Origin of the sequence: Achromobacter sp. LC458 (genome assembly GCF_001005835.2) — a bacterium.
Taxonomy (GTDB): domain Bacteria; phylum Pseudomonadota; class Gammaproteobacteria; order Burkholderiales; family Burkholderiaceae_B; genus Achromobacter; species Achromobacter spanius_B.
Genome location: NZ_LBHW02000065.1, coordinates 1 through 22017 on the forward strand (window position 1 = coordinate 1; position 22017 = coordinate 22017).

General features: G+C 66.2%; 18 protein-coding genes. 16 read left to right on the top strand and 2 right to left on the bottom strand.

Annotation, left to right across the window (positions count from 1 at the left end):
* Positions 1-1613: hypothetical protein (locus YH64_RS28660; protein WP_221935934.1), on the top strand; the 1613-nt coding region annotated here is incomplete at its 5' end.
* On the top strand, positions 1610-2869 hold the full coding sequence (locus YH64_RS28665; RefSeq protein ID WP_143215594.1) for a T6SS immunity protein Tli4 family protein: 1260 nt from the start codon (positions 1610-1612) through the stop codon (positions 2867-2869). The genes YH64_RS28660 and YH64_RS28665, both read left to right, overlap by 4 nt.
* Before the next feature lie 42 nt (positions 2870-2911).
* Here YH64_RS28665 and YH64_RS28670 read toward each other — a convergent pair whose 3' ends face one another.
* Both YH64_RS28670 and YH64_RS28675 read right to left on the bottom strand, forming a co-directional pair.
* A complete protein-coding gene (locus YH64_RS28670) occupies positions 2912-3379 on the bottom strand; it encodes a ketosteroid isomerase (protein WP_046807320.1) in 468 nt (155 codons plus the stop codon).
* A gap of 159 nt (positions 3380-3538) precedes the next feature.
* Positions 3539-5860: a molybdopterin-dependent oxidoreductase gene (locus YH64_RS28675; RefSeq protein ID WP_082134654.1), complete on the bottom strand. Its 2322-nt coding sequence runs from the start codon at positions 5858-5860 to the stop codon at positions 3539-3541.
* Positions 5861-6166: 306 nt separating this feature from the next.
* Here YH64_RS28675 and YH64_RS28680 point away from each other — a divergent pair, with 306 nt between their 5' ends.
* The 14 genes from YH64_RS28680 to YH64_RS28745 all read left to right on the top strand — a co-directional run bounded on the left by YH64_RS28680 (position 6167) and on the right by YH64_RS28745 (position 22017).
* Positions 6167-6925: a FadR/GntR family transcriptional regulator gene (locus YH64_RS28680; protein WP_046807321.1), complete on the top strand. Its 759-nt coding sequence runs from the start codon at positions 6167-6169 to the stop codon at positions 6923-6925.
* A 193-nt stretch (positions 6926-7118) separates the two neighbouring features.
* The gene (locus YH64_RS28685; protein ID WP_046807322.1) at positions 7119-8624 is read left to right on the top strand and encodes an ABC transporter substrate-binding protein; all 1506 of its coding nucleotides are present in this window, start codon (positions 7119-7121) and stop codon (positions 8622-8624) included.
* 161 nt (positions 8625-8785) lie between these two features.
* Entirely contained in the window at positions 8786-9700 is a 915-nt protein-coding gene (locus tag YH64_RS28690) for an ABC transporter permease (RefSeq protein WP_046807323.1), read from the top strand.
* Positions 9701-9711: 11 nt separating this feature from the next.
* Positions 9712-10578, top strand: coding sequence for an ABC transporter permease (locus YH64_RS28695; RefSeq protein ID WP_255444844.1), 867 nt, complete (start codon positions 9712-9714; stop codon positions 10576-10578).
* 4 nt (positions 10579-10582) lie between these two features.
* Positions 10583-11581: an ABC transporter ATP-binding protein gene (locus YH64_RS28700; RefSeq protein WP_046807325.1), complete on the top strand. Its 999-nt coding sequence runs from the start codon at positions 10583-10585 to the stop codon at positions 11579-11581.
* Positions 11582-11607: 26 nt separating this feature from the next.
* Positions 11608-12453: an ATP-binding cassette domain-containing protein gene (locus tag YH64_RS28705; RefSeq protein WP_046807343.1), complete on the top strand. Its 846-nt coding sequence runs from the start codon at positions 11608-11610 to the stop codon at positions 12451-12453.
* A 47-nt stretch (positions 12454-12500) separates the two neighbouring features.
* Entirely contained in the window at positions 12501-13718 is a 1218-nt protein-coding gene (locus YH64_RS28710; RefSeq protein ID WP_255444846.1) for a YncE family protein, read from the top strand.
* A 68-nt stretch (positions 13719-13786) separates the two neighbouring features.
* Positions 13787-14782, top strand: coding sequence for a DctP family TRAP transporter solute-binding subunit (locus tag YH64_RS28715; RefSeq protein ID WP_046807326.1), 996 nt, complete (start codon positions 13787-13789; stop codon positions 14780-14782).
* Positions 14782-15261 (top strand): TRAP transporter small permease, encoded by a 480-nt coding sequence (locus tag YH64_RS28720; protein WP_046807327.1) that lies wholly within the window; start codon positions 14782-14784, stop codon positions 15259-15261. Before YH64_RS28715 ends, YH64_RS28720 begins: the two co-directional genes overlap by 1 nt.
* Positions 15262-15265: 4 nt before the next feature.
* Positions 15266-16549 (top strand): TRAP transporter large permease, encoded by a 1284-nt coding sequence (locus YH64_RS28725; protein WP_046807328.1) that lies wholly within the window; start codon positions 15266-15268, stop codon positions 16547-16549.
* A complete protein-coding gene (locus tag YH64_RS28730) occupies positions 16546-17475 on the top strand; it encodes a CoA ester lyase (protein WP_046807329.1) in 930 nt (309 codons plus the stop codon). The genes YH64_RS28725 and YH64_RS28730 overlap by 4 nt, the downstream gene beginning before the upstream one ends.
* Positions 17472-19211: a thiamine pyrophosphate-binding protein gene (locus YH64_RS28735; RefSeq protein WP_046807330.1), complete on the top strand. Its 1740-nt coding sequence runs from the start codon at positions 17472-17474 to the stop codon at positions 19209-19211. Before YH64_RS28730 ends, YH64_RS28735 begins: the two co-directional genes overlap by 4 nt.
* A gap of 14 nt (positions 19212-19225) precedes the next feature.
* Positions 19226-20521: a Zn-dependent hydrolase gene (locus tag YH64_RS28740; RefSeq protein WP_046807331.1), complete on the top strand. Its 1296-nt coding sequence runs from the start codon at positions 19226-19228 to the stop codon at positions 20519-20521.
* The gene (locus tag YH64_RS28745; protein WP_046807332.1) at positions 20518-22017 is read left to right on the top strand and encodes an aldehyde dehydrogenase; all 1500 of its coding nucleotides are present in this window, start codon (positions 20518-20520) and stop codon (positions 22015-22017) included. The genes YH64_RS28740 and YH64_RS28745 overlap by 4 nt, the downstream gene beginning before the upstream one ends.

The following is a 22017-nucleotide window of genomic DNA, read 5'->3' on the forward strand; positions in this document are numbered from 1 at the left end:
GCATCGGACAGGATTCCCGACAGGTCTGGACCCTTGATTATGGATTCGCGGGGTTACGGACTCCCTTGGCCTCCCAATGGGTGGCCAAAGACGCCGGCTTCCGACAGACCACCTTGCACCCCGACCGCGTAGAGGTCGATGACCAGGGCGGCGTTCCCAATGTGCCGTGGGGGATGGTGCAAGAGAACCAGCAAATGCTGCCCGCTGAACGCAAGGCCGCGCTGATGAAGCGATATCGCGAGCGGGGCTGGGGCGAGGTCGGACAGGCCAGCTACGAACGCTTCTTGATCTGGCTGGAACATGTGCTGAACTCCCCCACTGTTCTTCGCCATCAAAACTATGCGCTGGAGCTGAACGACCAGCACTGGGAAGACCCGCAAGCCGCATATCGACGATTGAAACCTGGCGTGGATGTTTTTATGCCGGGCTTGAACGGAATGGATCGTATCGATGACGACACTGAAGGCGTCAAGCCGTTGACGACGGACGATCTGCTGGCCGGGGTTCGATTCAATATGCCGGTGCACGCGTTTGGGTATAACTGGTTGGCGTCAAACGCCGATTCCGCTAGACGACTCAAGCAGCGCATTGAGACGCTGCTGGAGCAGTATGGAAAACGCTGCAAACAGGTTTTGCTGGTGACGCATTCGATGGGTGGCCTGATTGCCAGGATGTGCGCCACGCTGCCCGGCATGGAGACCGCCATTTGCGGCATCGTCCACGGCGTCATGCCGACTAACGGTGCGCCCGTGGCCTACAGACGGTGCAAGGTCGGTATGCGAGACGAGAGCTTCGGCGCTTCGTTGGTTATTGGCAGCAGCGGGCAGGAAGTGACAGCGGTATTTGCCCAGTCGCCCGGAGCGCTGCAGTTACTTCCGACGACGCGATACTCCCCGGGATGGCTGAAGCTGCTGCGCGAAAACCAATCTCGCGCCCTGTCCGCGATGCCAGCGCTTGATCAATGCCCGTATGACTCCATTTATCTAGAAAGGCATCGATGGTGGGGCTTGGTAAAAGAGGAATGGCTGGCGCCGGAAGGTGGCACGGCTATTGAATGGACCCTCTACGAACGTGCTATCGAATTTGCCCGCGAATTCCACGCCGAGTTGAATACGTATTTCCATCCCAACACTTATGTTCTCTATGGGTCCGATGCTAAGTTTCCAAGCTTCGAAACCATCCGATGGAACATACGGCCAGGGTTGCGGTCGCCCGGTACCGTAAGAGCACCAGCTCCGATCGAATCGCTCATTACGGCACGGCACACCGATGTTCAGCACCGCGGTCGCACAATAGTCCGCGTGGGCCCGCATAGTGCCCTTGGGCGCGCCTCAGTAAAGTTCGTCGGAGATACGTCCACGCCACATGACCAGGGACCGCGGATATATAGCGATTGGGAACTTCACTGCGGCATGCAGGATGGCGTCGGCGACGGGACAGTACCCACGAGTTCTGGCCGTGCTCCGATCGATCAGGTCGAACGTGGCGAAGTTCGAGAACAACTGAAAATGCAAGGCTTTGACCATGAAGGCCCATTCCACGACGAGCGGGTTCAGCTTGTCACGCTTCAGTGGGTCCTGAAAATTGCTGCCCAGGCGAAGAAGCCGTCATGAAATCGCGCTTCTTTTTTGCCGGACTCCTGATCGTCGGGATCATAGGAAGCAGCAATGATTTATTTCTTCGCAAGGACACAACAGTGACTCCAGATACCGCAGACATTCAAACCTGGGTGCTCGGCAGGCATTTGATTGATTTTCCTTCGAACTGGCTTTACAGCACCAGCAGCTACGTGACGCTGTATTACGGATTGGATACCGATTTCAAAACCGCCCAAGTCCGGGTTCTGGGCACCGAAGTGTCCGCTGGCCGATTTGCGGATGCAGTCAACGACAGGGCATCGCAGATCGCGCTCGTCGATCATGATTCGGGCGGCTCGATGATGCTTGCCAAGATGCAGTTGAGCGAAACGCAAATATTGCTACGCTTCTTTCACAGTCCCGAACTGAAGAATTACCACACCCATGAGCTTCACCTTCTGGTTGGTGACGTCTATGTCTTGATCAGGGCTGACTCCTTCAAAAACGTCATGGCCCCCGTAGAAGCCCGCATCCAGGCGCTGGCCAAAACCATCACCAAAATCTCCGACCCACTCAGCGCCGGTCCTGGCTTTGGCCTTGGGCCCATCATCATCCGCGAGCACCACGATCAAGAAGTCGGAGTGATCGAATTTTTCATCGACGGGTCCAATGTCAGCTTGGAAACGCGCATTACGGCCTTGCAGCCCAGTCCATCGACCGGCCTTCAGGTACGCGCAAAACAACAGATGGCTGGTATGGCCTACAACACCTTGCGGGCGGGAAAGCTGACTCTTGCCTCCATGCAAGCAGAACAATTTGCCTTCGGCTTCACCGAAACCAATCACCACGCGTTTCTATTCCTGGCCGAAACCTATCGCGACAAGCGCGCATTCACTCAACCGTCTATTCACATGCGGATGAGCGGCGGCGGCACCCTTACCCCGCCGGCCGCTCCGGATGACCAACCGGACCTTGTCCGTTGGTCCCTGCCCCGCTTCGTACCGAACAAGCACGAGATTCCCCTTTGGAAGCGGCCGCCTCCCCCGCCCCGCGTGGATGCCACCTTAAGCGACAAAGAAGCCGGCAAGTTGTGGGACGCGATCGTCGCGTCGGTGCGGCTGCGTTACCTGGCCGTCGCGCCCAAGCCGCCTTCCGCTTTTGACCAGGGCAATCCGGAGAAAGCCGCTGCCGATCAAAAGGCGCTGGATGAATTTCTTAGCACTGACGAAGACGGCCGGCCCTGGACGCCGCCGGACGACGATCCGCCGCCCGACGATCCGCCGTCGCGGTAAAACACCGGATGCGCAGGCGCAGGCCCGCGCCGCATCCTTGCCTCAGCTGCGTGCCGGCTTGTTGCCGTGCGAGACGCTGGGGGTGTCGCGGAACAAGGACATATGCGTGTGGGTGGCAACCCACGGGTCGCCGATGGCTACGCGCGCAAACGACACGGTTGCGCGGCCGACGCGGTCGAAGGGTTTGCCGTCGGGGTGGTAACCGGTGGAATCCCATACGGCCATGCCGACGGCGAACAGGCGGTCGGGCGACACGAACGTTTGCACGTCGTCCAGGCGCCAGATGAAGTCGTCGATCGTGAACCAGACGTTGCGCCACTGCGTCTTTTCGGCGTGGTCGCGGCCGGTGACGAAGTTGGTGTAGGTGCCGAAGGCGAGGAAGTCTTCGGAGAACAGGTGGCGGGCGGCAGCGTAGTCCACCGCCTGCACGTGGTCGGACAGTTCCTTGAACCAGGCGCGCACGGCGGCGGCATCGGCGGCGTCAACGGGGGCCAGGGCTTGCACGGACATGAATATCGCTCCAATAAAGTAATGAATCAGGGTGTAGCAGGCATCTGATCGGCGAACCAGCACGCCACGGCATGGGCGGCCGGATCAGCACAAAGGACAAACGCAGTTCCTGTTGCAGTTCCTGCATGGGTATAGCCTTAACGGCCACACACCCCGCCCCTATGCCGCCTGAGAAATGGTGGGCAATTGCCAGGCGCCGTGCACCGTGGTTGCGTCCAGCGCCGAGCCCGGCCCCAGGTTCTGGTCCAGGTTCGGAGCAGCCTCAACCTGCACCAGCGCCGTCTGCGCGCTGGACCCCTGCGTCAGCCGCGACGTGCCGATGTCGGCCGTCAGCGTATTCGGATTGCCGTGCCGGTCCAGATCGCCGTCCGGGTCGGACCACGCGCCGGTGGACATCTGCACCACGCCCGGCAGCATGCCGGCATCCAGCCGCACGCCGGCCAGGCAGGCGCCCCGCGCATTGAAGACACGCACGCGGTCGCCGTCGGCGATGCCCCGCGCGGCGGCGTCCTCCGGGTGCATCGAGATGGGCTCGCAGCCCTGAATCTTGCTTGACCGCGACAACGCGGCCGGGTCCAGCTGGCTGTGCAGGCGATGGCGCGGCTGGTTCGTCAGCAGATGCAGCGGCCACGTGTCGACAACGGGCGCGCCCAGCCATTCCGATGGCGCCAGCCACACCGGATGCCCCGGGCAATCGGCGTAGCCAAAGCCCGCCACCACCTCGGAGGCCAGTTCGATCTTGCCGCTGGGCGTGCGCAGCGGATGCGCTTGCGCGTCGCGGCGAAAGTCCTCGAACAGCACGTACGGCGAGTCGGGCGCGGGCACCTCGGCGTAGCCGCGCGCCCAGAATTCATCGAAGGGCGGCAACGTCACGCCGCGCTCGGCGCAGCCCCCGCGCATGCCGTCGTACACGTGGCGGCACCAGCCCATTTCGTCGCGCCCGGCCGTGTAGGCCTCGTGAAAGCCCGCGCGCCGCGCCAGCTCCGCGAAGATGTCGAAGTCGTTACGCGCCTGCCCTTGCGGCGCCACCGCGCGGTGCATGGCGAACACGTAGGGGTCGCGCGACGAGCCGCCCACGTCGCAGCGTTCCAGTGATGTCGTGGCGGGCAGCACGATGTCGGCGCGGCGCGCCAAGGGTGTCCACCACGATTCATGCACGATCACGGTATCGGGCTTGGTCCACGCCTGCCGCAAGCGGTTCTGGTCCTGATGGTGATGGAACGGGTTGCCGCCCGCCCAATAGATCAGCTTGATGTCCGGATACGTGTGGCGCGCGCCGTTGAAGTCATATGGCTGGCCGGGCGACAGCAGCATGTCGGCGATGCGCGCGGCGGGGATGGCCAACTGTGCCGGGTTCTTCGGCACCGGGACTTCGGGGCCGGGCACCCGCCGGCGCGGCTCGCCTATGCCGTTCAAGGACGCGTGGCCGAACGCAAAGCCCCCGCCCGGCAAACCAATCTGACCGGCCAACGCGGCCAGCCCGATCAAGGCCCAGTAAGGCTGTTCCCCATGTTGCGCGCGTTGCAACGACCACGCCGCCGTCAACAGGCTGCGTTGCGCCACGATGGCGCGCGCCAGTGCGGTGATGGTGGGCGCCGGCACACCGCAGATGCCGGCCGCCCATTGCGCGTCCTTGGGCTGGCCGTCGGCCGCGCCCGTCAGGTAGTCGGCCCAGGTATCGGCGCCCACACAGTGGCTGGCGAGAAACGACGCGTCGTGCCGCCCTTCGGCCAGCAAGGTGTGCGCCATCGCCAGCATCAGCGCAGTGTCGGTGTTGGGCCGAATCGGGATCCACTCGGCGGCGATGCCGTCCGGCACATCGGCGCGCGTGGGGCTGAGCACCACCAGGCGGATGCCGGCCGCCTGCGCGCGAGCCAACCAGGCCGGCAAGTTGTGCAGCCCCGCGCCGCCCGATGTCACCTGGCTGTTCTTGGTGGGGATGCCGCCAAAGGCCACGATGACGCGCGTGTTGGCCAGCACGCTGTCCCAGTCGGTAACGTCGCCGCTGACCGGGCTGAAGGTGCCGATGACGTGCGGCAACAGGAATTGCGCCGCGCCCCAGCTGTAGTTGCCGACCTGATCGACGCAACCACCGCCTAGAAACAGGAACCGGCGGATCAAGCTGCGCGCGTGGTGGACTCGACCGGCCGACGACCAGCCATACGAGCCGCCAAAGATACCGCCGGGTCCGTGCTCCGCGCGGACGCGAGCCAGTTCCCCCGCCACCAGGTCCAGCGCGTGGTCCCATTCCACTTCCACGTAGTCGTCGCCTTCGCGCTCGCGGTTGCCCGCCAGCCAGCCCCGGCGCACCGCGGGCCGCTGCACGCGCAACGGCGAATGCTGCATTTCGGCGATGGAGTCCAGCATGGGCGACGGCGCGGCATCGGCATGAAAAGGCTCGCAGCCGACGACTCGCCCATCTTTCACTACGGCGGTGAACGCGCCCCAGTGCGCAAGCGAGGGATAGCGGGAGTCAGTCATGGAAGGCGTAAGGGTCTGCGGTTCAAGGAGATTTTCGCGAAGCATAAACGATGAGCCCCGCTAGTGGTTTTCCCTGAAAACGGGCAAATACGCGGTCACCCGCATTCCCAAGCGCGTCTGGCTCCGGTACATTTCGTCCAGTGGCCTGACCACCGGACCATCAGGCAGCCGAACAAAGGCCAGCGCATTCCACGCGGCCCCTGAAGCTGAACCGAAGCCGAAGCCCAACCCGTCAAAACGTTATCCAAGACACATCCGCCCCAGACCTATTACGCTCTACCCCCCGGAACCCACTTTCACGCCACGATGAATTCCCTTCAGGCCGTTGCCCCCACCCGCCTTTACCGCATGATTGCCGACCAGATCGCCGCGCGCATCAAGGCGGGCCACTTTCCCGTTGGCGGCCGCCTGCCGGCCGAGCGGGAATTGGCCGAGCAGCTGCAAGTGAGCCGGGCGTCGGTGCGCGAGGCGCTGATCGCCCTGGAAATCGAGGGCTATGTGGATGTGCGCGTGGGCACGGGCGTGTTCGTCTGCGCCCCGCGCGAAGACGGCCAATATCACGACGCCCGTGACGCGGCCACGCCACCGGCGGCGGCCGCCGATAGCGCGGCGGGCAGCGCTGAAGCCACCGACATCGGTCCCTTCGACCTGTTGGAAACCCGCCTGCTGATCGAGCCGGAATGCGCGGCACTGGCCGCACAGAAAGCGTCGCCCGCACAGATTGCCGCCATCCGCGCCGCGCACGACGGCATGTCGCTGACCGAATCGCCCAGCGTGCACGACCGCGCCTTCCATAGCGCCATCGGCGCGGCGTGCGGCAACGCCGCGCTGGCCGCCGCCATTTCGCACATCTGGCACCTGAGCACCTTGAGCCCGGTGTTCCACCGTCTGGAAGAGCACTTCGTGACCACCAAGGTGTGGATCGAAGCGCAGAAAGAACACGAACGCATCCTCGCGGCCATCGTCGACCGCGATCCCATCCGCGCGCGCCACGCCATGCATGACCACCTGGTCGGCATCCTGGCGCGCCTGCGGGAAGATTTCGGCAACGTTGGGATTCGATGAGCCCATGACCTCATAACGCGCTAGCCCGCCATGGCCTGACGCCCGGGCTTCTCCCCTTACCGACCGTGCAAGCACCGCCGGCGCAGATAGCGCCGCCCGCGGCAAGGGGATCGGCTTGTCCGTTGAAACGTGAATTCGCAGTCCCCGCAGCACCCGTCGTCCACACACATAAAAACAGTTCAAGGTGAAAAACATGCAGCTGACCCGTACCGTGAAGGTAATAAGCGCGGCGCTATTGGCGCTAGGCGCTCATGCCGCCCAGGCCAACAAGGCCGACAATTCCCTCAACATCGCGTTCGACGCGGCGCCCGCCACGCTGGACGCCTACAAGGAATCAGACCGCCCCGGCCTGGCGCTGGCGCGCATGGTGTTTTCGGGCCTGCTGCAAAAAAACCAGGACACGGGTGAATTCGGCCCATCCATCGCCACCGGCTACAAGTTCGTGGACGACACCACGATCGATCTGCCGATTCGCCGCGACGTGAAATTTCACGACGGTTCGCTGTTGACCATCGACGACGTGCTGTACACGCTGAACCTGGTGTCGTCCGACACCTACAAGGCGCGCTTTCAGAACCAGGTGGCCTGGATTGCCCGCGCCGAAAAAGTCGGCGACGACACCGTGCGCATCAAGATGAAGACGCCCTACCCGCTGGCGCTGGAAATGCTGTCGGAAAACCTGCCGATCTATCCGCGCAAGTACTACGAGGCCAACCAGTCCGACATGGGCGCCAAGCCCATCGGCACCGGCCCCTACCGCCTGACCGACAGCCAGCCCGGCAGCCGCTACGTGTACGAACGCTTTGACGATTACTTCGGCGCCAAGCCCGCCGTGCAGAAACTGGTGGTGCGCGTGCTGCCGGACGCCAACACGCAGTACGCCGAGCTGCTGTCCGGCGGCCTGGACTGGATCTGGCGCGTGCCGCCCGACGTGGCCAAGCGCATGGAGAAAACGCCGTCGGTTGCCGTGAAAAGCAGCAGCATCATGCGCATCAGCTATATCTCGCTGAACCCGCGCTTTGACGACGGCAAATCGCCGCTGGCCAAGCAGGAAGTGCGCCAGGCCATCAACCACGCCATCGACCGCGAAGCCATCCGCAAGGCACTGGTCGGCGGCGCGTCCAAGGTCATCAACGCCGCCTGCAACCCGGCGCAGTTCGGTTGTTCGGCCGATGTGCAGACCTACAAGTTCGACCCCGCCCGTGCCAAGCAATTGCTGGCCCAGGCCGGCTACCCCAACGGCATCACGCTGGACCTGGTGATCTCGGCCCCGCCGCGCAGCATCCTGGATGCGGCCGCCGCGCAAATGGCGCAGGCCGGCATCAAGGTGAATCTGGTGGAACAGCAATACGGCGCCGCCATGACCAACTGGCGCGACGGCAAGATCGCCATGCTGGCGTCCAACTGGGGCTCGTACGGCATTGCCGACGCGGCGCTGTCCACCAGCAACTTTTTCCGTGGCGGCCCGGACGACCAGGCGCGCAACCCCGACGTCATCAAGTACCTGGAGGCCGCCGACACGTCGGTCGACCGCGACCTGCGCGCGAAGAACTACGCCGCCGCGCAGAAGATCGTGGCCGACCAGGCGTACTGGGTGCCGCTGTGGAACCACTCGCTGAACGCCGTGCAGGCCAAGGACCTGAACTTCTCGGTGGATGGCGACGAGTTTCCGCGTTTCTACAAGGCCACCTGGAACTGATCCGGCGGCCATCGCGCCCAGGCGTTGTTCCAACCGTTGTGCCCGTCCGATCCAGGCGCTTGATGCGCCTGGGCGGAACGGCGCGCGCCGACGCAAGCCGCGGCATGTCGATGTTTGCCGATGCGCCGCCGCCAGCCGACGCTAGCTCTATAGGTTGACCCATGATTGCATTCCTGTTTCGCCGCTTGCTGGTCGCCGCCCTGCTGGTGGTGTTCGTATCGCTGATCAGCTTTTCGCTGGTGTTTGCGTCCGGCAACCCGGCCGCGCGCCTGGCCGGTGAAGGCAGCGCGGCCGACGCCGCCCGCCTGTCGCAACAGCACGGCTTTGGCGATCCCATCCTGGTGCAATACGGCCGCTGGCTGGCGGGCGTGGTGCGCGGCGATTTTGGCGACAGCCTGTACTTCAGCCGCCCCGTGGCCGAATTGCTGGGCCAGCATTTCCCCGCCACCGCCAAACTGGGCCTGGCCGCGATGGCCTTTGCCTTGCTGCTGGCGATACCGCTGGGCGTGCTGGCCGGCTTGCGCAAAGGCTCGCTGGTGGACCGCGCCACCATGCTGCTATCCGCCTGCGCACAGGCCATGCCGCCGTTCTGCCTGGCGTTTTTGCTCATCATCGTGTTCAGCGTGCGCAACCAATGGCTGCCCGCCTCGGGCTTTGACACGTGGAAGCACTACGTGATGCCGGTGGTGGCGCTGGGCCTGTTCGCCATGCCCGCGATGCTGCGGCTGATGAAGTCCGAAATGGAAACCGTGCTGGCCACCGACTACATCCGCACCGCGCGTGCGATGGGCCTGGGCGGCGCCAGCGTGGTGTTGAAGTACGCGCTGCGCAACGCGCTGCGGCCGCTGGTGTCCCTGGCGGCGGCGCAGATGGGCACTTTGCTGGCCGGCTCCGTCGTCATCGAAACCGTGTTCGCCATCAATGGCGCCGGGCTGCTGGCCTGGACGTCCATCCTGCGTGGCGACTTCCCCACGATGCAGGCACTGATCCTGATCTTTGCGCTGATCTACATCGTGCTGACCCTGCTTGCCGACCTGGTCAACGGTTGGCTGGACCCCCGCGTGCGAGCCGCCTGATGAATACCGCTATGACCGCTACCGCGACTTCCCTGCCCGCCGCCACGCGCGGCAACCGTCTGGCCCGCGCCGGCCGACTGCTTGGCCTGGCCGTGCTGGCCCTGCTGGTGCTGGCCGGCCTGATCGGCCCGTACCTGATCCCGCACGACCCCTATTCGCAAGACCTGCTGGCGCGTCTGCAAGAGCCCGTGTGGGCTGAAGGCGGTGGCTGGAACCACATCCTGGGCACCGACCAGCTGGGCCGCGACGTGTTGGCGCGCGCGCTGTACGGCGTGCGGGTGTCGGCGCTGATCGGCTTGTCGGTCGCGCTGATGGGCGGGCTGATCGGCACCACCCTGGGGGTGGTCGCCGGGTATTTCGGCGGCGCCGTGGACCGCGCCGTGTCCTTCCTGATTACCGCCCGCCTGGCGCTGCCCATCATCCTGGTGGCGCTGGCCGTGGTGTCGGTGGTGGGCGCATCGCTGACCGTGGTGGTGCTGGTGCTGGGCCTGCTGCTGTGGGAACGCTACGCCCTGGTGGCGCGCACCATGGCCGCCGGCCTGCGCAACGCCGAATTCGTCACCGCGTCGCGGCTGCAAGGTTGCACGCCTCTGCAAATCATCTGGCGCGACATTCTGCCGAACCTGGTGGGCAACCTGCTCATCATCGGCACGGTGGACGCGGCCATGGCCATCACGCTGGAAGCATCGTTGTCGTTCCTGGGGCTGGGCGTGCCCGCGCCGATGCCGTCGCTGGGCCTGATGATTGCCGAGGGCAAGGAAAACATGTTGTTCCAGCCGTCGCTGGTGGTCATCCCCAGCATCGTGCTGTTCGTGCTGGTGCTGTGCGTGAACCGCGCTGGCGAAACGCTGCGCGCCATCCAGATGAAAAAGGGCTGAGGCCATGACCGCGACGTCCCACCCCCTGCTGCGGGTTGAAAACCTGCATATCGACATCCACACCGCCACGCACACGAAGCACGTCGTACGCGCGGTGGACTTCACGCTGGAACGCGGCAAGACGCTGTGCATCGTCGGCGAATCGGGCTGCGGCAAATCGTTGACGGCGCTGGCGCTGCTGGACCTGCTGCCCGCCGCCGCGCGCCGCCGCATGACGCGCTTGGAGTTCGCCGGGCAAGACCTGTCCACGCTGGCGCCGCGCCAGCTGGCCGAACTGCGCGGCGCGCGCATCGCCATGATCTTTCAGGATCCGATGACGTCGCTGAACCCGGTGTTTCAGATTGGCACGCAGCTGATCGACGTGATGCGCCGGCACAAGCGCGTCAGCCGCCGCCAGGCCGCCGAGCGCGCGCAATACCTGCTGCGCCGGGTCGGCATCACCAACCCGGAAGAACGCATGCGCCAGTATCCGTTTGAGCTGTCGGGCGGGCTGCGCCAGCGCGTGATGATCGCCATGGCGCTGATGTGCGGCCCGGAATTGCTGATTGCCGACGAGCCCACCACCGCGCTGGACGTCACCGTGCAGGCCGAATTGCTGGACCTGCTGCGCGACATCCAGGCCGAGTTCGGCCTGGGCATGGTGTTCATCTCGCATGACATGGGGCTGGTGGCGCGCATCGCCGACCACGTCATCGTCATGTACGCGGGCGACATCGTCGAAGGCGGCAGCGTGGCCGAGGTGCTGGCGGACCCGCGCCATCCCTACACCACCATGCTGTTGAACTGCATCCCCCAACCCGGACGCACCGCGCCGCATACCGACTTGCCGACCATCGCCGGGGCCGTGCCGTCGCTGGACACCGCCATCCGGGGCTGCGCGTTTCGGGATCGTTGCCCGGTGGCCGAACCGCGTTGCGCGCAGCCGATCGCCCCGCGCGTGCAGGGCGAACACCGCTGCCTGTGCGTCAAACCCGGCGCGCTGCGCGCAGGAGCCCTGGCATGAATACTTCCATGAACAAGGCCACCGCCATGCCGTCGGCCACCCCGCCCACCAGCGCGCCCGCCACCGCGCCAAGCACCGCGCCCGGCAGCATCCGCCTGGACGCGCTGTCGTTCCAATACGGCCGCGCCAGCCTGTTCTCGCGCCGCCCCGCGCCGCGCATCCTGCATGACATCGACCTGCATGTGCCCGCCGGCCAGACCATCGGCCTGGTCGGTGAATCCGGCAGCGGCAAGTCCACCATCGCCAAACTGATGCTGGGCCTGTTGGCGCCCACCCAAGGGCAGGCGTTGCTGGACGGACAACCGCTGACCGCCATGCCCGCCCGCGCCCGCGCACGCCGCATCCAGATGGTGTTCCAGGACCCCTATTCGTCGCTGAACCCGCGCCGCACCATCAACGAAATCCTGACCGCGCCGTTGCGCGTGCATGGCATCGGCAACGCCGCGTCGCAGGCGGCGGCCGTGCGCCGCATGATGGACGCCGTGGGGCTGGTGCCCGCGTTTGCCGGCCGCTACCCGCGTGAACTGTCGGGCGGCCAGCGCCAGCGCGTGGCGATTGCCCGCGCGCTGATGCTGGAACCCCAGTTGCTGATTTGCGATGAGCCCACTTCCGCGCTGGACGTTTCCGTGCAGGCGCAGATCCTGAACCTGCTGATGGAACTGCAACGCGAACGCGGCCTGGGCTATCTGTTCATCAGCCACAACCTGGCGGTGGTGCAGCACATTGCGGATGAGATTGTCGTGCTGCAAGGCGGCCGCGTGGTCGAGCGCGGCGCGGCGGACCAGGTTTACTTTGCACCAAAGCACCCGTACACCCGGCAACTGATCGGCGCGACGCTGGCCGTGCCCGAAGCGCGGGAGCTGGCGGCATGAACGCACACGCGACCGCAGTGACGACCAGCCCGGCGACGACCAGCCCTGTGACAACCAGCCCAGTGACCACCATCCCCCCGACAACGCCCCTGGCCGCCACACCCGGCACCGCACCGATGCCGGCCGCGCAACCGCCAGCCCCCGCCCCGCATTACCTGCTGGTCGGCAACGACGAGAAAGTCACCTGGGACGACGGCCGGATCCGCTTCCTGGCGCCCGGCCGCGACTCGCTCAGCATCTTCGACGCCGCCGCCAACCCCGCCGCGCCCGCCTTGGTGGCCACCCTGCCGCTGCCCAATTCGCTGTTCGGTCCGCCCGTCAATCTGGCCGTCACGCCGGACCAGCGCCTGGCCTTGATCGCCGATTCCATGGCGTGGCCCGAACGCGCCGATAGCAAGGGCTGGCAGCCCACCCCGGGCCGTGACCTGTATGTGCTGGACCTGACCGCCACGCCGCCGGCCATCGTGCAGACGCTGCAAGTGGGCTTGCAACCGTCCGGCCTGTCGATCAACCGCGCGGGCACGATGGCCCTCGTCGCCAACAAGGCCGGCTGCTCGGTATCCGTGCTGACCATCCGCGATGGCCACGTGGCCGTCTGCGGGGAAATCGACCTGGGCACGCCCGTGGTCGCCGTGTCGTTCTCGGGCGATGGCCGCCGCGCCTACGTCGTCAAGACCGATACGCATCGGCTGGCCGTGCTGCACGTCGACGACACCGGCCCCACGCCCCGCGTCACGCACGATCCGTCCGAAGACCTGACCACCGGGCTGGTGCCGTTCAACCTGGTCGTGTCGCCTGATGGCACGCTGGCCTTGGTGGTGGATATGGGCAGCCCCACGGCGTCCGACGGCCATGCCGATTCCATCAGCGTGGTGGATTTGCAAAGCGATCCGCCACGCGTCGTCGACCGCGTCATGGTGGAAGACGGCCCCGAAGGCATCGCCATCAGCCCCGATGGCCGCCACGCCGCCGTGGCCATCGTGCAAGGCTCCAACAACCCGTCGTCCGACTGGTTCCACCATCCGCACGGCCAGATCGTGCTGTTGCACATCGACGGCCTGCGCGTCACCCGCGCGGCCGCCATCGATGTCGGCGCCTTGCCCGAAGGCATCGCCTTCAGCCCCGACAGCCGCTACCTGTATGTCGGCAATTTTCTGGACGCAACCTTGCAGGTGCTGGCCGTGGGAGACAACGGCCTGACCGATACCGGTACGTGTATCCCCCTGCCCGGCCACCCCGCATCCATGCGGGCGCAATCCTACTGAGCGGGGCCGCACCCCGCCGCCTGTTGAACCCACCACCCCTACTTCTCTCTTGCATCTGGAGTTACTTCATGACCCACGCTCCCCAAACGTTTCGCGCCCTGATCGGCGGCGCTCTGCTTGCCGTGGCCGGTTTTGCGCCGCTGTCCGCCCATGCCCTGGACATCAAGCTGGGCCACGTGCTGGCTCCCAGCCACAGCTGGAACAAGGCGGCCGAGGGTTTTGCCGCCGAGGTCAAGGAAAAGACCGCCGGCCGCGTCAACTTCGTGCTGTTCCCCAGCGGCCAGCTGGGCAACGAAAAGACCATGCTGGAAGGCTTGCAGATCGGTAGCCAGGGCGCCGCCATCATCGGCTCGGGTTCGTTGCAGCCGATTGAACCGAAGTTCGGCGTGGTGGAACTGCCGTACACGTGGTCGTCGTCGCAGCAAGCCTACAAGGCCTATGACGGCGAGCTGGGCGAGGCGCTGGCCAAGCTGGCCGACAAGAAGAACCTGACCATCATCTCGTGGTGGGAAAACGGCTTTCGCCATGTGACCAACAATCGCGGCCCCGTGAACAAGCCCGCCGACCTGACCGGCCTGAAAACCCGCGTCACGCCCGACAAGATGCGCCTGGACACCTTTACCGCGCTGGGCGCCAACCCGGCCCCGCTGGCCTTTGGCGAGCTGTACTCGGCGTTGCAGCAAAAGGTGTTCGACGCGCAAGAGAACCCCTTGTCCATCATCTACACGTCGTCGTTCTTCGAAGTGCAGAAGTACCTGTCGCTGACGGGTCACGTGTGGGGCCCGGCCAACCTGATCATTTCCAAGCCGGTCTGGAACCGCATTTCCGCCGATGACAAGAAGGTGGTGCAGGCCGCCGCCGACAAGTGGCGCGACGCCCAGCGCAAGATGATCACCGACGGCGACCAGCAGTTCGTGGCCCAGCTCAAAGAAAAAGGCATGCAGGTCAACGAGGTCGACAAGGCCGCCTTTGCCGCCGCCGTGCAGCCCGTGTGGAAGACCTACTCGGTCACCTACGGCCCCGAGCTGATGGCGATTGTGCAGAAGTACCGCGAGGCCCAGTAATGCTTAACCGACTGTCCGCCATCCTGTCGGGCATCAGCAAGGCCTTTGCCGCCCTGGCGGTGGCCTTGCTGGCGATCCTGATCTCTTACGTGGTGTTCTCCCGCTTTGTCACGCACACCACGCCGCACTGGGCCGAGGAATTGCCGCGCCTGGTGCTGGTGTGGTCGGCCTTCATCGGCGGCGTGGCGTGCAGCTACGAACGCTCTCACCTGATGGCCGGCCTGCTGCCTTTCGTGGTGCGCAGCCCGCGCGTGCTCAATGCCTTCGAGCGGCTGAACCAGCTGCTGGTCATCGTGGGCCTGGCGGCGCTGGGCTACGCGGGCTGGCAACTGGCCGAGCTCACGGGCGACCAGACGCTGCCCGCGCTGGACGTGTCCGCCGGCACGGTCTACCTGGCGTTGCCGTTTGCGTGCGCGGTCACCATCGTCGTCCATCTGGCGCAGCTGTTCGCGCCCACCCCCGCCACGGCAAAGGAATAACAAGATGTCTTCGGGTGCTCTCTTCCTGATGGGCGTGTTTACGATCACCGTGTTGATCGACATGCCCATTGCATTCGGCCTGGTGCTGTCGTGCCTGGCCTATCTGGCCGTGTATGACTCGGCGCCCATGATGGTGGCGGCGCAGCAGTACGTGGTGGGGCTGGACAGCTTCACCCTGCTGGCGATTCCGCTGTTCATCCTGGCCGCGCAGCTGATGAACGGCGCCGGCCTGACGCAGCGCATCGTGCGCCTGTGCGCCGCCATCGTCGGCGACATCAAGGGCGGCCTGGCGGTCGTGGCCGTGCTGGCCTGCCTGATGTTCGGCGCGCTGTCCGGCTCGGGCGTGGCCGACGTGGTCGCCATCGGCAGCCTGTTGTTGCCCGCCATGGCGCGCAGCGGTTACGACAAGGGCTTTTCCTGCGCGCTGGTGGGCAGCGCGGGCGCCACGTCCACCATCATCCCGCCCAGCATCGTGCTGATCGTCTACGGCACCATCACCGATACGTCGGTGGGCAAGCTCTTCGTGGCCGGCATCATCCCCGGCATCCTGCTGGGCCTGTCCTTGATCGGCGTGGCCATCTGGCAGTCGCGCAAGCACAACTGGGCGGGCGGCCAGCCGTTTTCCTGGGGCGAACTGCGCGCCGCGGCCATCGATGCGCTGCCCGCGCTGATGGTGCCGGTGCTGATCATCGGCGGCATCCGCTTCGGCATCTTCACCGCCACCGAAGCCGCCTCCAGCGCGATTGTCTACGCCCTGTTGATCGGCTTTTTCTGGTACCGCACGCTAAGCGTGAAATCGTTGTGGGACAACCTGAAATCCACCGGCGAAAGCAGCGCGTCCATCCTGCTTATCATCGGCGCGTCCGGCTTGTTTGCCTGGGTGCTGGTGGCCGAACAGGTGCCGCAAGCCTTATCCACCCTGCTGGTGGAATGGACCGACAGCAAGACGGCCGTGCTGCTGGTGCTGACGGTGGTATTGCTGCTGCTGGGCACCTTCATGGAGGCCATCCCCGTCATCATCATCGTGGCCCCCGTGGTGATGCCGGTGCTGGCACACTACAACATCGACCCGGTGCATTTCGGCATTCTGCTGTCCATCAACATGGCCATCGGCGCCAACACGCCCCCGGTCGGGGTAGACCTGATGGCCGCCTGCAAGATCGGCGGCATCAACATGATGCAAACGCTGCGCCCGCTGTCCTGGATGATGCTGGCCATGACCAGCGTGATGTTGCTGCTGACGTTTGTTCCTGAACTGGTGCTGTTCCTGCCGAGGCACGTGCAATGACCACCCACACCTATTTACGCCGCCCCGCCGCGCTGCGCCGCAGCTGGATGTTCGTACCCGGCATGGACGCCGCCGCGCAGGCCGCGGGCCTGGCCAGCGGCACGGACGCGCTGGTAGCCGACCTGGAAGAATTCACCGCGGCGGTGGAACGGCCCGCCGCCCGGCCACGCATTGCGGCCTTGTTTGCCACGTGCCGCGCGCAGGGCGTCGTGGCGGCCGTGCGCATCAACAAGCTGGAAGACGACGGGCTGGCCGACCTGCGCGGCGTGATGCCGGGCGCGCCGGATGCGGTGTTCCTGCCGCACGCCGAAAGCGCCGCGCAGATCGTTGCGCTGGATCAGGCCATCACGGCGCTGGAAGCCGAACTGGGCTTGCCCGCCGGCAGTACCGAGATCGTGCCCACGCTGGAATCGGCGCTGGGGCTGGTGCGCGCCTACGACATCCTGACCGCCAGCCCGCGCGTGTCCGCCTGCCTGCTGGCCGCCGAAGACCTGACGGCCAGCCTGGGCGCCGAGCGCGGCAAGGACGGCATCGAACTGCACGCGGTGCGCGCCCGCTTTCTGGTGGACTGCACCGCCGCCGGCTGCGTGCCGATCGACTGCCCGTTCAATTACCGCGACCTGCCCGCGCTGGAAGCGGACCTGCGTTGGGCCCGCCGCCTGGGCCTGAAATCCAAATGCGCCACGGTGGCCGAACAGGTGCCCCTGATCCACCAGGTGTTCACTCCGGCCCCGCCAGACGTGGACGCCGCGCGCGACTGCGTGGCGCGCTTCGAGGCGCAACGCGCCGGCCGCCACGACGCCGAACGCATCGACCCGCCCACCTACAACACCGCGCGCCGCCTGTTGGCGCGCCACGACCAATTCGAACGATGGGCCGCCGAGCGCCGCGCGCAGGCCGTGCCACAACAAGGAGACCTTGCATGACGTCATCCGCACTTCCCGAACGCAACGGCGGCCAAATCCTGATGCAGCAGTTGCGCATCCATGGCGCGCGCCGCGTGTTCATGATTCCCGGCGAAAGCTACCTGCCGTGCATCGACGCGCTGAACGAACACACCGACGCCATCGAACCCGTGGTCTGCCGCCAGGAAAGCGGCGCGGCGTACATGGCCGAGGCCTATGGCAAGCTGACGGGCGAACCCGGCATCTGCTTCGTCACGCGCGGCCCGGGCGCCACCAACGCCAGCATCGGCGTGCACACGGCGTACCAGGATTCCACGCCGATGATCCTGTTCGTGGGCCAGGTCGGCAACGACTTCATGGAACGCGAAGCCTTTCAGGAAATCGATTACCGCCGCATGTTCGGGCAAATGGCCAAGTGGGTGGCGCAGATCGATCGCACCGACCGCATCCCCGAATTCATTTCGCGCGCCTTCGCCGTCGCCACCAGCGGCCGGCCTGGCCCCGTGGTGCTGGCGCTGCCCGAAGACACATTGTGGGGCACGGCCCGCGTGGCGGACCTGCCGCGCTACCCGCGCGTGCACAGCCACCCGGGCGCCGCCGATCTGACGCGCATGACCGAATTGCTGAACGCCGCCGAACGCCCCTTCCTGCTGCTGGGCGGCAATGGCTGGCACCAGACCGCCATCGACCAGGTTGCCGGTTTTGCCGAACGCTTCGAGCTGCCCGTGGGCACCGCGTGGCGCCGCCTGGAATGTTTTGACCAGCGCCATCCCAACGCCGCCGGCCACGTCGGCTGGGCGATGACGCCGGAACTGCGCCAGCGCGTCAAGGACGCCGACCTGGTGCTGGCCGTGGGCACGCGCCTGGGCGAAGCCACGACCGAAGGCTATACCGTCATCGAAAGCCCGCTGCCGCGCCAGAAGCTGATCCACGTCTACCCGGACGCCGCCGAGCTGGGTCGCGTGTTTTCGCCCACGCAGGCCATCGTGGCGGATGTGGCCAGCTTTGCCGCCAGCGTGGCGGATCTGGCGCCCGGTCATGCCAAGCCGCGCGGCGAGGCCGTGCGCATCGCGCATCAGCAACTGGTGGACAGCCTGACCCCGCTGCCCGCGCCCGGCCCGATGAGCCTGGACGCGGCGGCCGCCTACGTGGACGCGCACGTGCCGCCCAACGCCTGCATCACCGTGGGCGCGGGCAACTACGCGCTGTATCCGCACCGCTATCGCCGCTACACCGGCCCGGGCACCAGCCTGACGCCCACCGTGGGGTCGATGGGCTACGGCCTGCCCGCCGCGATTTCGGCCAAGCTGCAAGACCGTGCCCGCACCGTGGTGTGCTACGCGGGCGACGGCTGCTTTCAGATGAACATGCAGGAACTGGGCGTGGCCTTGCAGTACAAGCTGGGCGTGGTCGTGCTGGTGTTCAACAACAGTATCTGGGGCACCATCCGCGCCCACCAGGAACGCGAGTTCCCCGCCCGCACGATTGCGCTGGGCTTTGAAAACCCCGACTTTACGCAGATCATCCGGGGCTACGGCGGTTATGGTGAAGCCGTGGAAACCACGGAAGATTTCGGACCCGCGTTTGAACGCGCGCTGGCCTTTGCCGATAAGGAAAGCCTGCCCGCGCTGCTGGAAATCCGCTACGACGCCAACGGCATCGCCCCGGGCGAAACGCTGATGGGCATCCGCCAAGCCGCGCAAGCCCGCATCGCGCGCGGCAACGGCAACCCGAACTCCGCCAACAATGGCCATTGACAGGACGTGAACCCATGACAAGCACGATTTCGATCAACGGACAGCGGCTGTGGCAGTCGCTGATGGACCTGGCGCGGATCGGCGCCACCCCCAAGGGCGGCAACTGCCGGCTGGCGCTGACCGCGCTGGACGGCCAGGGCCGCGACCTGGTCACCGGCTGGATGCGCGAGGCCGGCATGACGCTGCGCGTGGACCAGGTGGGCAACATCTTTGCGCGCCGCGCCGGCCGCAACAACGACCTGCCGCCCGTCATGACCGGCAGCCACATCGACACGCAGCCCACCGGTGGCAAGTTCGACGGCTGCTACGGCGTGCTGGCCGGGCTGGAAGTCATGCGCAGCCTGAACGACCACGGCGTCGTCACCGAGGCGCCGCTGGAAGTGGCCATCTGGACCAACGAAGAAGGCTCGCGCTTTTTGCCCGTGATGATGGGCTCCGGCGTATTCGCCGGTAAATTCCCGCTGGAAGTGGCGCTGGCCGCGCGCGACCACGACGGCAAGTCGGTGGCCGACGAACTGGCCGCCATCGGCTACGCGGGCGCGGACCCCGTGGGCGGGCGGCCGGTGGGCGCGTACTTCGAGGCGCACATCGAACAAGGCCCCATCCTGGAACATGAAGACAAAGTGGTCGGCGTGGTGACCGGGTCGCTGGGCGTGCGCTGGTACGACGTGGTGATCACCGGCATGGAAATGCATGCCGGCCCGACCCCCATGCCCATCCGCCGCGACGCGCTGTACGCCGCCACGTTCCTGTTGCAGGCGGTGATCGGCATCGCCAACGACAACCAACCGCATGGGCGCGGCACGGTGGGCGAAATCCACGCGCATCCGGGCTCGCGCAATGTCATCCCCGGTCAGGTCCGCTTCACCGTGGACCTGCGCCATGAAGACGAAGCCACGCTGACGCAGATGGACGCGCGCTGGCTGGCCGCGTGCACCGACGTAGCCGAACGCCACGGCGTCACCGTTGACGTCAAGCAGGTGCAGTACTTCCCGCCCACCCCGTTCGACCCGGACCTGGTGGCAAAGGTGCGCGACGGCGCCACGCGCCGTGGCCTGGCCGCCATGGACATCGTGACGGGCGCCGGCCACGACGCCGTCTACATGGCCAGCGTCACGCCCACCGCCATGATCTTCGTGCCCTGCAAGGATGGCGTGAGCCACAACGAGATCGAAGACGCCAAGCCCGCCGACCTGGAAGCGGGCTGCAACGTGCTGCTGGACGCGATGGTCGCGCGCGCCAACGCGCACAGCGATACGCCCGCCGCCTCCACCCCCCCATCCCGCCTTCATTCCGGAGAACCCGCATGAGCCAACACGACCGCGCCTATTGGCATGACCGCGCCGCCACGCTGCGCATCGACGGCCGCGCCTACATCGACGGCGCCTACTGCGACGCCGCCGACGGCGCTACGTTCGCCGCCTCCAGCCCCATCGACGGCCGCCGGCTGGCCGACGTGGCCGCTTGCGGCCAGGCCGATGTAGACCGCGCCGTGGCCGCCGCGCGCCGTGCGTTCGAAGCCGGCGTCTGGAGCCAGCTGGCCCCGCGCCAACGCAAGGAACGCCTGCTGCGCCTGGCCCGCCTGATCGACGAACACACCGAAGAACTGGCGCTGCTGGAAACGCTGGACATGGGCAAGCCCATCCGCGACGCGCTGGCTTTCGATGTGCCGGAGACCGCGCGCTGCTACGCCTGGTACGCCGAAGCCATCGACAAGATCTACGACGAAATCGCCCCGACCGGCCCGGACGCGCTGGCCACCATCACGCGCGAAGCGCTGGGCGTGGTCGCCGCCGTGGTGCCGTGGAACTACCCGCTGATGATGGCCGCCTGGAAAGTGGCGCCCGCGTTGGCGGCGGGCAACAGCGTCATCCTGAAACCGGCCGAACAGGCCTCGCTGTCGGCCATCCGGCTGGCGGCGCTGGCGGAACAAGCCGGCATTCCCGCCGGCGTCTTCAACGTGGTGCCGGGCCTTGGCGCGGTGGCCGGGCAGGCGCTGGGCCGCCACCCCGACGTGGACTGCGTAGCGTTCACCGGGTCCACCGCCACGGGCAAGCGCTTCATGAGCTATGCGGGCGAATCGAACTTGAAGCGGGTGTGGCTCGAATGTGGCGGCAAGTCGCCCCACATCGTGTTTGACGACTGCCCCGACCTGGACCGCGCCGCGCAAGCCGCCGCGCTGGCCATTTTCTCGAACCAGGGCGAAGTGTGCATCGCCGGGTCGCGCCTGTACGTGCAGGACGGCATTTACGACGCCTTCATGGAAAAAGTCGCGGCGGTGGCGACCACGTTGCAGCCGGGCGACCCGCTGGACCCGGCCACCGCCATGGGCGCGATGGTGGACGAACGGCAGATGCAGGGCGTGCTGGACCGCATTGCCGCCGGCCAGTCCGAAGGCGCAACGTTGCGCATCGGCGGCAAGCAGGCGCGCAGCGACACGGGCGGCTACTACATCGAACCCACCATTTTCGATTGCGCGCACCAGGATTCCGCCTTGGTCCGCGAAGAAATCTTTGGCCCGGTGCTGGCCGCGCAACGTTTCGGCTCCGAAGACGAAGCCATTGCGCTGGCCAACGACTCGGTCTACGGGCTGGGCGCGGGCCTGTGGACGGCCAACCTGTCGCGCGCGCATCGCCTGTCGCGCCGCCTGCGCGCGGGTCTGGTCTGGGTCAACTGCTACGCCGATGGCGACATCACGGTGCCGTTCGGCGGCGTCAAGCAATCGGGGTCGGGCCGGGACAAGTCCCTGCACGCGCTGGACAAATATTCGGACTTGAAGACGACCTGGATCAGCTTGACGGTGTGA